Source organism: Yersinia massiliensis CCUG 53443, from assembly GCF_000312485.1.
Taxonomy (GTDB): Bacteria; Pseudomonadota; Gammaproteobacteria; order Enterobacterales; family Enterobacteriaceae; genus Yersinia; species Yersinia massiliensis.
The window spans coordinates 76,698-90,868 of sequence record NZ_HE997650.1 but is presented as its reverse complement, the minus strand read 5'-3'; the positions used below and the strand labels follow the sequence as shown (position 1 = coordinate 90,868).

The following is a 14,171-nucleotide window of genomic DNA, read 5'->3' as shown; positions in this document are numbered from 1 at the left end:
TTATACGTGACGGTGATGAGCACTGTTCTCTCAAAATGATGCACAAAATAGCCTAATGGGATGGGTTTAATAAGCTGGGTTGCCCACGAGCAGCTTGGCATTCTACACAGAGAGTTCGGGATATGTTGCAGTTCATACTCCGACGTTTGGGGCTAGTTATCCCAACGTTTATCGGCATTACGTTGCTGACATTTGCTTTTGTCCATATGATCCCCGGCGACCCGGTGACCATCATGGCTGGGGAACGCGGTATCTCCGCAGAACGTCATGCGCAAATCATGGCGGAAATGGGGCTGGACAAGCCTCTTTATCAACAATACTTCCAATATGTGAATGGCGTATTACATGGTGACCTCGGCATCTCGCTGAAAAGCCGTATTTCCGTATGGGAAGAGTTCGTCCCGCGCTTTAAAGCGACGCTGGAACTTGGGATCTGCGCGATGCTGTTTGCCATCGCCGTGGGGATTCCGGTTGGAGTGTTAGCTGCCGTCAAGCGGGGTTCAATATTCGATCATACTGCAGTAGGCGTCTCCCTGACGGGCTACTCAATGCCTATCTTCTGGTGGGGCATCATGCTGATCATGCTGGTGTCGGTGCAATGGAACCTGACCCCTGTCTCAGGGCGAGTCAGTGATACCGTATTCCTTGATGACAGCCTACCGCTCACCGGTTTCATGCTGATAGACACCTTTGTTTGGGGCGAACCGGGTGATTTTAAAGATGCCGTGATGCATATGATTCTACCGGCCATCGTCTTGGGCACCATTCCTTTAGCCGTCATCGTGCGTATGACCCGTTCCTCCATGTTGGAAGTACTGGGCGAAGACTATATCCGTACGGCACGGGCTAAGGGCTTGAGCCGGATGCGCGTGATTGTGGTGCATGCTTTGCGTAATGCCTTACTGCCTGTCGTCACGGTCATTGGTCTGCAAGTCGGTACCATGTTAGCTGGGGCGATTTTGACTGAAACCATCTTCTCTTGGCCGGGGTTAGGCCGCTGGTTGATGGACGCATTGCAGCGTCGCGACTACCCAGTGGTACAAGGTGGTGTGTTGCTGGTCGCTATCATGATTATTTTAGTTAACTTGCTGGTAGATGTGCTCTATGGCGTAGTTAACCCGCGTATTCGTCACAAGAAATAAGGGGCGCAGAATGTCTCAACTTACTGAGTCTGCAGTAAAAAGTGCGCCGAAGCCGATGACTCCTTTGCAGGAGTTTTGGCATTATTTCAAGCGCAACAAAGGGGCTGTTATCGGCCTGTTTTACATCATTATCATGCTGGTTATTGCCGCCGGTGCGACTTGGCTTGCCCCGCACGGGCCAGCAGAGCAATTTCGCGATGCGTTGTTGAAACCGCCAGTCTGGGAAGAGGGCGGCAGTTGGAAGTTTATTCTCGGTACTGATGATGTGGGCCGCGATGTCTTATCCCGCTTGATGTATGGCGCACGACTCTCGCTGTTAGTCGGCTGTCTGGTCGTTGTGCTGTCGTTAGTGATGGGCGTCATTTTCGGTTTACTGGCTGGGTATTTTGGCGGCGTCGTCGATGCCATTATCATGCGTATTGTCGATATCATGCTGGCATTGCCAAGTTTGTTACTGGCACTTGTCTTGGTGGCGGTATTCGGGCCTTCCATTGTCAACGCTTCGTTAGCGCTCACCTTCGTCGCTTTGCCACATTATGTGCGGTTAACCCGCGCAGCCGTGCTGGTTGAGGTCAACCGAGACTATGTCACGGCCTCAAGAGTGGCAGGTGCGAGTGACTTGCGCCAAATGTTTATCAATATCTTACCCAACTGCCTCGCGCCATTAATTGTGCAGGCATCTCTCGGCTTCTCTAACGCTATTCTCGATATGGCCGCTCTCGGCTTCCTTGGCATGGGTGCGCAACCGCCAACACCGGAATGGGGCACCATGCTCTCTGACGTGTTGCAGTTCGCTCAAAGCGCTTGGTGGGTCGTGACCTTCCCAGGTGTGGCGATCTTGCTAACGGTTCTAGCGTTTAACCTGATGGGGGACGGCCTGCGTGATGCTCTCGACCCCAAACTCAAGCAGTAACAGAGGTAGAGAGAGATGGCACTTTTAAATGTAGATAAATTGTCGGTGCACTTCGGTGACGAAGGTGCGCCGTTCAAGGCCGTAGACCGTATCAGTTACAGCATTGATCAAGGGCAGGTGGTCGGGATTGTCGGTGAATCTGGCTCCGGTAAATCGGTCAGTTCACTGGCTATCATGGGGTTAATCGATTTCCCCGGCAAAGTCATGGCTGACAAACTGGAGTTCAATGGCCGCGACTTGACCAAGATTTCAGAAAAAGAGCGGCGTCAGTTAGTTGGCTCGGAAGTGGCGATGATCTTCCAAGACCCGATGACCAGCCTTAACCCATGCTACACCGTCGGTTTCCAGATTATGGAAGCGCTGAAGGTGCATCAGGGGGGGAACCGTAAAACGCGTCATCAGCGTGCGGTAGACCTGCTCACATTGGTTGGTATTCCTGATCCGGCTTCGCGTTTGGACGTATATCCGCACCAGCTTTCTGGCGGGATGAGCCAGCGCGTCATGATCGCCATGGCGATCGCGTGTCGACCAAAATTACTGATCGCTGATGAACCCACAACGGCGCTGGATGTGACCATTCAGGCGCAAATCATTGAGCTACTGCTGGAATTACAGCAGCGTGAAAATATGGCGCTGTTGTTGATTACCCATGACTTGGCTCTGGTCGCCGAAGCGGCCCATCACATTATTGTGATGTATGCCGGTCAGGTGGTGGAAACCGGTAAATCATCAGAAATTTTCCGCGCGCCGCGACACCCGTATACGCAGGCATTACTGCGTGCCTTACCGGAGTTTGCTCAGGATAAAGCGCGGCTTGCCTCATTACCGGGTGTGGTGCCGGGTAAGTATGACCGCCCTGAAGGCTGCCTACTTAACCCACGCTGCCCGTATGCCAACGATCGTTGCCGCCGTGAAGAGCCTGAACTGTTGGGGCCAGCGGGGCGTCAGGTTAAATGCCATACACCGCTCGATGATGCGGGGAGGCCGACCCTATGAGCCAGAATAACACCGAAATGAAACCAGAATCCCAAGGCGCTAAGCCCTTGTTACAGGCCATTGACCTGAAAAAATACTATCCGGTCAAGAAAGGTTTATTCGCGCCAGAACGCTTGGTGAAAGCACTTGATGGTGTTTCATTCACCTTAGAGCGGGGCAAAACCTTGGCCGTGGTGGGGGAGTCTGGTTGTGGTAAATCCACGCTGGGCCGCTTACTGACCATGATTGAAATCCCGACGGGCGGTGAGCTTTATTACCAAGGGCAGGATCTGCTCAAGCCGGATGAAAGTGCGGAAAAACTGCGTCGTCAGAAAATCCAGATTGTGTTCCAGAACCCCTATGGTTCGTTGAACCCGCGTAAGAAAGTGGGGCAAATTCTGGAAGAGCCGCTGCAAATCAATACCAAGCTCAGCAGCAAAGAGCGCCGCGAAAAAACATTGGCGATGATGGCGAAGGTCGGCCTGAAAACCGAGCACTATGACCGTTATCCTCATATGTTCTCTGGTGGTCAGCGCCAACGTATCGCGATCGCGCGCGGCTTAATGTTGAATCCTGATGTGGTGATTGCGGATGAACCTGTCTCAGCACTGGATGTATCAGTGCGAGCGCAGGTCTTGAACCTGATGATGGATTTACAGCAGGAACTGGGGCTGTCTTACGTCTTTATCTCCCATGATCTGTCCGTGGTTGAACATATTGCTGATGAAGTGATGGTGATGTACTTGGGGCGTTGTGTTGAAAAAGGCAGTAAAGAGGCCATTTTTAACAATCCACGTCATCCTTACACGCAAGCATTGCTATCCGCGACACCACGGCTCAATCCCGATATGCGACGTGAACGTATTAAGTTGACGGGCGAGTTACCAAGCCCAATGAGCCCACCCCCAGGCTGCGCGTTTAATGCGCGTTGCCGTCGGGCCTTTGGGACCTGTACTCAGTTACAGCCGCAACTGAAACAGTATGGTGACCAAATGGTGGCTTGTTTTGCCGTTGATCAGGATGAAGCGGAAAAAGCCAGCTAAGCTCAAGAGGTTATCTGGCCATGGGGGCCGAAGCGATGTCACTGTGAGTGCCACGCACTGGTTTTAGGCCCTTTGCTGTATTGTTTTGTGTGAAAAAACCACATCAGAGTGAGAAATTGCACTCTGATGTGGTGATCATGATAGGAAAACACTGAAACCCACGGTATTCTTCCATTCCGGTCTTTTATCACCGGATAAAATCTGAAAGCGATCGAGTATACTCAGACAGAATCGACGGGTAGCCTATGACGTGGCCACCATTTTTTTATTCAGTCGGCATTGGGCGGAGAGCGAGTTTGCGGGTAAGGCGTTCATTAACGATTAAACAAATGGCGGCAGTGGCTGTTGTTGCATTGGTCACCATCTGTATTTTTATCGTCCTTCAGTTATTTCACTTTGTGCAACAGCGCAAGGATGATTACGCCAGGCAACTGGAGAGCATTGCCTATTCCGTGCGCCAACCCTTGTCTGAAGCGGTATTAAGCGTTGATATCCCCCAAGCAAAAAAAATCCTCAATAGCCTATTGCCGATAGGTATTCTCAGCCGCGCTGAAGTTATTTTGCCTAACCAAATTCAGGTGTTACACGCTAACTTTCCCACTGAGCGGCCAGTACCTCGTTGGGCAAAACGTATTTTTTATCTACCGGTAGAAATAACTGTTCCCCTGTATGCACTGGAGCGGGTATCTGCGAATCCACAGCCCTTGGCACATTTAGTCTTGCGTGCGGATTCGTACCGAATCTATCAGTTTATTCTCAGCGCGCTGTCAGCCATGCTATCGACCTATCTGTTGTTGGCATTGGTGCTCTCAGTTTCTATCGCTTGGTGTATTAATCGCCTCATTATTCATCCACTACGCGCGATGGCGAAAGAGTTGGAAAGAATGGGCCAGCAAGGCGTGCTTAATCACCAACTGACTTTACCTGCTCACCATCAAGATGATGAGTTAGGGGTACTGGTACACAATTATAATCGTAACCAGCAACTCTTAGCGCAAGCCTATACGGACATGAACCGTATCAATACTCGTTATCCGGTTGCTGACTTATCCGACCCGTATTTTGCAGAAGAAATACAACGGCGACTGTCACAGAAAAACGATATTTTGCGGGCCATTGAAGAGGGTGATTTCGTCCTGTTTTTGCAACCGCAATGGAATATGTCAGAACAACGGGTTGTCGGAGCGGAAGCGTTACTGCGCTGGCGTCAGCCTGATGGGCACTACCGGTTACCAGCCGAGTTTGTCCACGCAGCAGAAGAAAGTGGTGCAATGGTGCCGCTGGGCAGTTGGGTGCTGGAAGAAGCGTGCCGTATTATGGCCGACTGGAAGGCGCGAGGAATTACCTTGTCGCTTGCGGTCAATATTTCAGGCTTACAGGTACAGAGCGATCAGTTCCTCCCACATTTGAAAGCCCTTATCAGTCAGTATGCTATTGATCCGCATCGACTCATTTTGGAAATTACCGAGACAGCGCGTTTACAGAATCTTGATGAAGCACTGACGCTGTTACGTGAAATTCGTGAGCTTGGGTTGTCGATTGCCTTGGATGATTTCGGGACAGGGTATTCGAGCCTACAGTACCTAAACCATCTAAAAAGCTTACCCATCAACATGATTAAGTTGGATAAGAGTTTTGTGAAATCCCTGCCACAAGATGATGTAATGGCGCGTATTATAGTCACGGTTTCTGAAGTATTGAAGTTGAAAGTGATGGCCGAAGGGATCGAAACAGATGAGCAGCGCCAATGGTTGCTGCAGTATGGCATCCAATGTGGGCAGGGTTTTTTGTTTTCGGAGGCGTTGGCGCAGGAGGAGTTTGAGTCTCGCTATACCCTTCATCCTTGACGCTACAGCATTTACCCTTCGTCCTTGGTGCTACAGCGTTGTTAGCTGCGCTCGCGCACCCGAATCACTGACCAGTGTCAGCTCATCGGGATTTACTTGCTGGCTGCCTAGCTGTAGCCCCAATGTCTTTGGGTAACCCCCTTCATTTTCAGTTTTTGTTTTGTATTTATGGCTGCGCAATGGCTAGAAATCAGTTTTTTCGTCTTTTGGGAAAAATAGAAATATTCCCTATTTATCTATTAAGTCATACTTATCTTTAGGCAATAATTCCTACAGTACGGGCCCTGAGAAATATCTGTTGAGTAATTTCTTATAAAATCTGATGGCAGGATTTGAAATATGTAAAAGTACTTAAGGCTGATAATAATACCGATGAGAAAATATTGGTCTGGAATCTATATTTCATATTTTTAATGTCTTACAATATTATCACCCACCGCGTCAACAATATTTTTAATGCGAATTTACCTTCCGAAAATAGCATCAATCCCTTGTCACATCTGCGATATAACAGAAAACTTACAATGCTTTGTTATGACATAAATTTAATTTACTTTGAACCATGTCACATAAGTGGATATTTGTGTCATTAATTTTGAACTATCGGTCATGGATCTCGGAACTTTATATCAAAATAAATAGAATGCTGTTTCATAACTATTGTTTGTATTTTTTTTGGGATAACGATGTTCTATTAAAATAAGGTAACCGTAATGAAAATTAAATTATTATCTCTGGCAGTAGCAACACTTCTTAGCACCAGCGCCGTCGCGGTAACAATTGACTATCGTCATGAAATGCAAGACCAAAGTGGCAACACTCATAAAGACCGCTTATTAATGTCCCACCGCTTCGCAAATGGCTTTGGATTGTCTCTGGAAGGTAAGTGGAAAGGTGCTCAAGATAAAGATAAAGCATTTAATGAAACTGTCAGTAATGGGACTGAAGTTGTCGCGAGTTATGTTTATAAAATTGATAAAACATTCTCTATTGAACCAGGCTTCTCATTAGACTCAAACTCCACCTCGAATAACTATCGTCCTTACCTGCGTGGCAAGGCAAATATCATTGACGATCTCTCTGTTTCCTTACGTTATCGTCCCTATTACAAACGCACCAGCGCCAATATTAATACCAGCAAAGACACATCTGAAAGTGGTTATAATTTAACGAGTGTTATCAGCTATAAAATAGCCAAAGATTATCAATTAGATTATGAAATTGACTACAAAAAAGCCAATAAAGCCGGCGTCATTTTATCGAACAATGAAAGCTATGATTGGACGCACGATTTTAAATTAACTTACAAGTGGGATAAGAATTGGTCCCCTTATATGGCTGTCGGTAATGTCTCAGGCAGTAAAGCTACTGACGAGCGCCAAACTCGTTACCGCGTCGGGATAAAATACAGTTTCTAATCCATGAGTGAAATTATCAGATTCTGATATTTGGGGTCACACCACACCATAACGGTTTTAACAGATAACAATTTTTGGCAGGTAACGGGTAATGAAAAAAAGAGCGTTATTTTTGAGTATGGCAGCATTGGCAACGCTGTATATACCAGCCGGACATGCAGCGGATACCGATCGCCTGACGGTAGTAAAGCAGTATGTCGATAATGTGCTGAGCAAGGCCTCGGACACTTATCACGGTGATAAGCCCAGCCCGCTGCTGGCAGATGGTGTTGACCCCCGTACAGGGCAGCAAATGGAATGGATATTCCCCGATGGTCGTCGGGCGGTATTATCAAACTTCTCGGCACAACAAAATTTGATGCGTGTCATGAGCGGCTTGAGCCAGCTAAGTGGCGATAATCGCTATCAAAAGCGCGCTGAAGATATCGTTCGCTACCACTTCCAGAACTATCAGGATCCAAGTGGTTTACTCTTCTGGGGTGGGCACCGTTTTATTGATCTGAAAACACTGCAACCAGAAGGGCCGAGCGAAAAAGAGATGGTGCATGAGCTGAAAAATGCTTATCCCTATTATGACTTAATGTTTAGTGTTGACCGTGATGCCACCGCGCGCTTTATTCGTGGCTTCTGGAACGCCCATGTTTATGACTGGCGTATCCTGGAAACCAGCCGCCACGGTGAGTATAACAAGCCGATGGGGGAGTTGTGGGAGAGCAAATTCGAACAGCAGCCGCCTTTCTTTGCCACCAAAGGGCTCAGTTTCCTCAATGCGGGTAATGACCTGATTTATTCGGCTTCGCTACTCTACAAATACCAGCAGGACCAAGGGGCATTAGTGTGGGCTAAACGTTTAGCTGATCAATACGTCTTGCCGCGTGATGCGAAAACGGGCCTCGGTGTTTATCAGTTTACACAAGCTCTGAAGCGAGAAGAGCCAACGGATGATGCTGATACGCACTCTAAATTTGGTGACCGTGCACAGCGCCAATTTGGCCCTGAGTTCGGTGCAGGAGCGCTTGAAGGCAATATGATGCTCAAAGGGCGCACCAGTACGATTTATTCTGAAAATGCGTTGATGCAGTTGCAATTAGGCAAGGACTTAGGCCCTCAAGGGCAGGACTTGCTGAAATGGACTGTCGATGGCCTGAAAGCGTTCGCCAAATATGCTTATAACGATCAGGATAATACTTTCCGCCCGATGATTGCCAACGGGCAGGACTTATCAAACTATACCCTGCCGCGTGATGGCTACTATGGCAAAAAAGGCACGGTGATCAAGCCGTATAAAGCGGGTAACGAATTCCTGATTTCCTATGCCCGCGCCTATGCCATTGATAATGATCCGTTACTGTGGAAAGTTGCTCGCGGTATCGCAAATGATCAGGGGTTAGGTGATATCGGTACAGCGCCAGGTAAAGAGATGAAGGTCAAGCTAGATACCACGAATAGCGACCCTTATGCCTTGTTTGCCTTGCTGGATCTCTATAATGCGAGTCAGGTTGCTGATTATCGGGCATTAGCAGAGAAAATCGGCGATAACATCATTAAAACCCGTTATATCGACGGCTTCTTTATGGCCTCACCGGATCGTCAATATGCTGATGTCGATGCTATCGAACCTTATGCACTACTGGCACTGGAAGCTTCACTGCGTAACAAGCCACAAGCTGTCGCACCTTTCCTGAATGGGGCTGGTTTTACTGAGGGTGCTTATCGAATGGATGATGGTTCCGCGCGTATTTCGACCCGTGACAATGAAATCTTCTTGCTCAATGTCGGTGAGAAGCTGAAACCCAACGGTCGTAAATAGACCCAACAGTGGCCCGTGCTGGGGTCACTGCTGGTAAAAGTGTCGAGCAACGGCTTCCCAGGGTCTCTCTGCTCGGCGCTTTTCCCTTCGGGGGCTCGTTTTTGCCCCCATCTTGAATACGATTTGCAACTAAGCTGCAGCAATTGACGTTGTAGCAATCGAAGTTATTGCAATTGAAGTTACTGCAATTGAGCCACAATCAGCGGCCAGCGTGCATCGAACTCTTGTGTCGGTCTGTAACGGAATTCAGAGCGAACAAAACGCGACAGCATCCCTTCACAAAATGCCAATAGCTGCGTTGCCAGTAAAGCCTCATCATGGATAAAGCCTTGCCCATCACGCAGTTTTTTCTCGCGCAGTACCTGACGAAGTTGAACTTCAATACGCTCAAACAGTTGGTTAATTCGTCCTTGCAAGCGATCTTGCTCAAACATTAATGCGTGCCCAGTCATAATCCGAGTGAGTCCTGGATTACGTTCGGCAAACCCTAATATCAACAACAGGATCAACCGAAGACGATTGAACGTCTCTTTTTCATCTTGCAGAATCAAATTTATGCGGGACATCAAACTATCTTCGATGAACTCGATCAGGCTATCAAACATCCTCGTTTTACTGGGGAAGTGACGATAAAGAGCTGCTTCTGACACCCCCACAGTGGCGGCGAGTTTGGCGGTTGTTATGCGTTGGCTGCCATCGCTGGATTCCAGCATTTGCGCTAAAGCCTGCAAAATTTCCTCGCGCCTGTTCCTTTTCGTATTTTCTTTTTCTGCCATGTCCGAGTAGACCCTTGCTAAAAATAACTTAATAACAAAAACCCAAATACCGGCCACAGGGGATACCCAACCCCGATAGCTTATGTGATAGCTTTTTTACGGTATCAAGGTCTGGGGTAGATTATTGGCGTCCAGAATGACCAAAACCACCAGTACCACGTTCACTCAGGTCAAAATCTTCAACCAGATTGAATTCTGCTTGTACCACCGGCACAAACACCATTTGTGCAATACGTTCGCCGGGCTCGATAGTGAAAGGCTGTTGACCACGGTTCCAGACAGACACCATTAATTGTCCTTGATAATCCGAGTCAATCAAGCCAACCAGATTACCCAAGACAACGCCATGCTTATGCCCTAACCCTGAGCGCGGCAAAATAACTGCTGCCAGTGCATTGTCACCGATATGTATCGCTAAACCTGTCGGCAGCAAGGTGGTTTGACCTGGCAAGAGATCAACGGCCTCGTCTAAACAGGCACGTAAATCCAGCCCAGCAGAACCTTCGGTTGCATACGTTGGTAAAGGAAATTCATTGCCAACACGCGGATCCAGAATTTTAATGTCGATTTTTTTCATCATAACGGCTGACAATCTCGTCTATTAAATGCTGACTGAGCAAGTGTTTATCGCTGAGCGGTAAACGTTTCTCGCCAGTCGGCCAAAAAAGGTGCAAGGCATTGGTGTCACTGTTAAAACCATGCTCTGCAAGCGATACATCATTAGCGCAAATAAGATCCAGATTCTTTCGCGCCAGTTTTTGTCGCGCGTATTCTTCCACATTCTGGGTTTCAGCCGCAAATCCTACAACAAATGGGCGATTTTTCGCCATCGAAGCTACCCCTGCGACAATATCGGGGTTTTTCACTAACTTAAGGGTAATTTCATCACCCTGTTTTTTTATCTTCTCGTCAGAAACATGCACGGCGCGGTAATCCGCTACTGCAGCACAAGAAATAAAAATATTCTGCTGAGCGGCCAAATTCTGAACGGTTTGCTGCATTTCAAGCGCACTGACGACATCAATTCTATCTACGCCTGCGGGCGTTGGGAGATTAACCGGCCCGGCAACTAGCGTGACTTTTGCCCCTCGAGCAGCGGCTGCTTGAGCGATGGCAAACCCCATCTTGCCTGAACTTTGATTGCTGATAAAGCGCACAGGATCAAGTGCTTCACGTGTTGGACCGGCAGTAATCATGACACTCAAATGTTGCAGGTCTTGTTTCGCAGAAAAATATTCATGCGCTAATTCGACGATTTCCAGCGGGTCTAGCATTCTTCCTGGCCCAACATCGCCGCAGGCCTGGCTACCACTGTCTGGCCCCCACAAAAGCACTCCGCGATTGGCGAGCGTTTGCAAATTCGCTTGGGTTGCGGCAGCGCGGTACATTTGTTGATTCATGGCAGGAACGGCTACAACCGGTGCCGCTGTTGCTAAGCAAAGCGTCGTCAGCAGGTCATTTGCCATACCTGCAGCCACTCTCGCCAGCAAATCGGCAGTGGCAGGGGCCATAATCACCAAATCAGCCCATTTACCCAGTTCAATATGGCCCATCGCTGCTTCAGCCGCAGGGTCGAGTAAATCATCAGAGACGGGATAACCCGAGACAGCCTGCAATGTGAGGGGGGTAATGAATGCCTTCGCAGCGGCGGTCATCACCACACGTACATCTGCGCCTCTATCGCGCAAGCGACGTACTAGCTCTGGTGATTTATAGGCGGCTATACCTCCGCTAATCCCGAGCACAATCTTCTTGCCGGAGAGATGTTTGCCGGAAAGTCCCGTCATCATGATTGTCCGTATGAAAGCCCTAAGAGCCGATATTTTAGCATAATCGCCGAGCAGAATAGCTATCAGGGCATCTCCTGATGCCATCAATCATCAAATTTGCGAGACGTTACGCATGCTCTTCATGACGATGTCGCGTGGCATAAAGCCTTCTGTCATGCTGCTTGCAATATTTAAGGATGAGTGGAGCCAAGGAATGGATGAGTGGAATGGGCAGCTTGCGCCAAGAGAAAAATTACTTAAATACGGCGCTGCCGTGTTGTCAGATGCCGAATTACTTGCGCTTTTTCTGCGCACAGGTATCCCAGGTATGCATGTCATGAGAATGGCTGAAAGTTTGATTGAAACCTTCGGTTCTCTTCACGGGCTGATATCGGCCGATTATCAGACGTTATGCGCACATAAAGGGGTTGGGACATCGAAATACAGCCAGATTCAGGCGATAGGTGAACTGGCCAGCCGCTGCTTTTCCTCACACTTAATGCAAGAAAGTGTCTTGCTCAATCCCGAGGTCACGCAAAAATTTCTGCAGAATATTCTTTCTCACCGTGAGCGAGAGATTTTTTTAGTGATGTTTTTGGATAATCAGCATCGTGTTATTCGCCATGAGGAGATGTTTACTGGTACCATCAACAGTGTTGAGGTCCATCCGAGGGTAATTGTGCGTGAAGCGCTGAAGGTGAATGCCGCCGCGCTGATTCTGGCGCATAATCACCCCTCCGGCATGGCTGAACCGAGCCAAGCCGACCGTTTAATGACAACGCGGGTGATTAAAGCCTGCTCATTATTAGACATTCGGGTGCTCGATCATTTAGTGGTAGGCCGAGGTGAATGTGTCTCATTTGCTGAACGCGGATGGCTTTAGTGAAATAATAATTGATCCTTTTAGGATCTTTAGCTGTTCGGGACTTGAGCACTTACGCTTCAGAGCGTATACTACGCCACCTTTGAGAATCTTGGGTTTGGCGTGAAGAGCCTATCTCAGCAGGTTTATAACCTGGTGACAGGGGTTTCTGACCTGATGACAGTGAGTCTTCTCAGTGAATTTGCTGAGATGGGCTCTAAAGCCTGACGAGGCGGCCAAATCCTATACGAAGCTCGAGCTGATTTGATTTTTGGAGAATAGACATGTCCCGAGTCTGCCAAGTTACTGGCAAGCGCCCGGTGAGCGGTAACAACCGTTCCCACGCAATGAACGCGACCAAACGCCGTTTTCTGCCGAACCTTCACTCTCACCGTTTTTGGGTTGAGGGCGAGAAGCGCTTTGTAACTCTGCGTGTATCTGCTAAAGGTATGCGTGTTATTGATAAGAAGGGTATCGAAACGGTCTTGGCCGAACTTCGTACCCGCGGTGAGAAGTATTAAGGAACTGAATCATGGCTAAAGGTGTTCGCGAGAAGATCAAGCTGGTTTCTTCTGCTGGTACTGGTCACTTCTATACCACTACGAAGAACAAGCGTACTAAGCCGGAAAAATTGGAACTGAAGAAATTCGATCCAGTTGTCCGTCAACACGTGATCTACAAAGAAGCTAAAATTAAATAATTTTAATTTTGGTGGATTAAGAAAACCCAGCTTCGGCTGGGTTTTTTATTATATAAAGTCCAGTGAGATACGTTTAGGGAGGTGACATGCCTGAATTACCAGAAGTTGAAACCAGCCGACGCGGGATCGAACCTTATCTTGTCGGCCAGACGATTTTGTATGCCGTGGTCAGAAACGCTCGCTTGCGTTGGCCGGTGTCCGATGAAATTTTGGCACTCAGTGATCAACCGGTGTTGAGTGTGCAGCGTCGGGCAAAGTATTTATTGCTAGAGTTGCCTACGGGCTGGATTATCGTGCATTTGGGGATGTCAGGCAGCCTGCGTATTTTGTCTGAAGAATCTGAAGCAGAAAAACATGATCACGTCGATTTAGTGATCAGTAATGGCAAAATACTGCGTTATACCGACCCACGCCGTTTTGGTGCTTGGTTATGGGCAAAAGACCTTGAAACCAGTAATGTGCTCGCGCATTTAGGGCCAGAGCCACTGAGTGATGATTTTACGGCTGAGTATTTGTTTGAAAAATCACGCAATAAACGCACGGTGATCAAGCAGTGGGTGATGGATAACAAAGTTGTGGTCGGGGTCGGCAATATTTATGCCAGCGAATCTTTATTTGCTGCCGGTATTTTACCTGAGCGTGCCGCCGGTTCATTGACGCAAGCTGAAATCGCGCGATTGGTCGCTACGATAAAGGCGGTGTTATTGCATTCTATTGAGCAGGGTGGCACGACATTGCGCGACTTTTTACAGTCGGACGGCAAACCAGGCTACTTTGCGCAAGAGTTGCAAGTATATGGGCGAGCAGGGGAGCTATGTCGCCAATGCGGGCAACGCATTGAAATGGCGAAACATGGGCAGCGTAGTACGTTCTTCTGCCGCCACTGCCAGCATTAACTTCCATCCAATAATAGCGA

The 14,171-nt window shown here is 48.4% G+C and carries 14 protein-coding genes; 11 read left to right on the top strand and 3 right to left on the bottom strand.

The features are described 5' to 3' along the window. Positions 1-122 precede the first annotated feature (122 nt). The 7 genes from dppB (at position 123) to BN68_RS20505 (ending at position 9,148) form a co-directional block, all read left to right on the top strand. Positions 123-1,142, top strand: coding sequence for a dipeptide ABC transporter permease DppB (gene dppB / locus BN68_RS20535; RefSeq protein ID WP_019213070.1), 1,020 nt, complete (start codon positions 123-125; stop codon positions 1,140-1,142). Positions 1,143-1,152: 10 nt separating this feature from the next. Further along, complete coding sequence (gene dppC, locus BN68_RS20530; protein ID WP_019213069.1) at positions 1,153-2,055, top strand: dipeptide ABC transporter permease DppC; 903 nt, start codon at positions 1,153-1,155, stop codon at positions 2,053-2,055. A 15-nt stretch (positions 2,056-2,070) separates the two neighbouring features. Then, complete coding sequence (dppD, locus tag BN68_RS20525) at positions 2,071-3,051, top strand: dipeptide ABC transporter ATP-binding protein (RefSeq protein ID WP_019213068.1); 981 nt, start codon at positions 2,071-2,073, stop codon at positions 3,049-3,051. A 17-nt stretch (positions 3,052-3,068) separates the two neighbouring features. After that, entirely contained in the window at positions 3,069-4,073 is a 1,005-nt protein-coding gene (gene dppF / locus BN68_RS20520; RefSeq protein WP_042807052.1) for a dipeptide ABC transporter ATP-binding subunit DppF, read from the top strand. Positions 4,074-4,369: 296 nt separating this feature from the next. Next, positions 4,370-5,920, top strand: a complete 1,551-nt coding sequence (locus BN68_RS20515) for an EAL domain-containing protein (RefSeq protein ID WP_081578873.1) — start codon at positions 4,370-4,372, stop codon at positions 5,918-5,920. A gap of 713 nt (positions 5,921-6,633) precedes the next feature. Beyond that, complete coding sequence (locus BN68_RS20510; protein ID WP_019213064.1) at positions 6,634-7,338, top strand: oligogalacturonate-specific porin KdgM family protein; 705 nt, start codon at positions 6,634-6,636, stop codon at positions 7,336-7,338. 91 nt (positions 7,339-7,429) lie between these two features. Further along, complete coding sequence (locus BN68_RS20505) at positions 7,430-9,148, top strand: pectate lyase (protein ID WP_019213063.1); 1,719 nt, start codon at positions 7,430-7,432, stop codon at positions 9,146-9,148. A 179-nt stretch (positions 9,149-9,327) separates the two neighbouring features. Here BN68_RS20505 and slmA read toward each other — a convergent pair whose 3' ends face one another. The 3 genes from slmA to coaBC form a co-directional block, all read right to left on the bottom strand. Continuing rightward, positions 9,328-9,924 (bottom strand): nucleoid occlusion factor SlmA, encoded by a 597-nt coding sequence (gene slmA / locus BN68_RS20500; protein WP_019213062.1) that lies wholly within the window; start codon positions 9,922-9,924, stop codon positions 9,328-9,330. A gap of 121 nt (positions 9,925-10,045) precedes the next feature. Then, positions 10,046-10,504, bottom strand: coding sequence for a dUTP diphosphatase (gene dut / locus BN68_RS20495; protein WP_042807039.1), 459 nt, complete (start codon positions 10,502-10,504; stop codon positions 10,046-10,048). Further along, the gene (coaBC, locus tag BN68_RS20490) at positions 10,482-11,714 is read right to left on the bottom strand and encodes a bifunctional phosphopantothenoylcysteine decarboxylase/phosphopantothenate--cysteine ligase CoaBC (protein ID WP_019213060.1); all 1,233 of its coding nucleotides are present in this window, start codon (positions 11,712-11,714) and stop codon (positions 10,482-10,484) included. The genes dut and coaBC overlap by 23 nt, the downstream gene beginning before the upstream one ends. Before the next feature lie 193 nt (positions 11,715-11,907). On the opposite strand from coaBC, the gene radC reads away from it, so the two are divergent. The 4 genes from radC (at position 11,908) to mutM (ending at position 14,151) form a co-directional block, all read left to right on the top strand. Then, positions 11,908-12,576, top strand: a complete 669-nt coding sequence (gene radC / locus BN68_RS20485; RefSeq protein ID WP_019213059.1) for a RadC family protein — start codon at positions 11,908-11,910, stop codon at positions 12,574-12,576. Positions 12,577-12,839: 263 nt separating this feature from the next. Continuing rightward, positions 12,840-13,076: a 50S ribosomal protein L28 gene (gene rpmB / locus BN68_RS20480; protein ID WP_019213058.1), complete on the top strand. Its 237-nt coding sequence runs from the start codon at positions 12,840-12,842 to the stop codon at positions 13,074-13,076. A gap of 11 nt (positions 13,077-13,087) precedes the next feature. Further along, positions 13,088-13,255 (top strand): 50S ribosomal protein L33, encoded by a 168-nt coding sequence (rpmG, locus tag BN68_RS20475; protein ID WP_004392084.1) that lies wholly within the window; start codon positions 13,088-13,090, stop codon positions 13,253-13,255. 86 nt (positions 13,256-13,341) lie between these two features. Next, positions 13,342-14,151, top strand: coding sequence for a bifunctional DNA-formamidopyrimidine glycosylase/DNA-(apurinic or apyrimidinic site) lyase (gene mutM / locus BN68_RS20470; protein WP_019213057.1), 810 nt, complete (start codon positions 13,342-13,344; stop codon positions 14,149-14,151). The last annotated feature ends 20 nt before the right edge of the window (positions 14,152-14,171 follow it).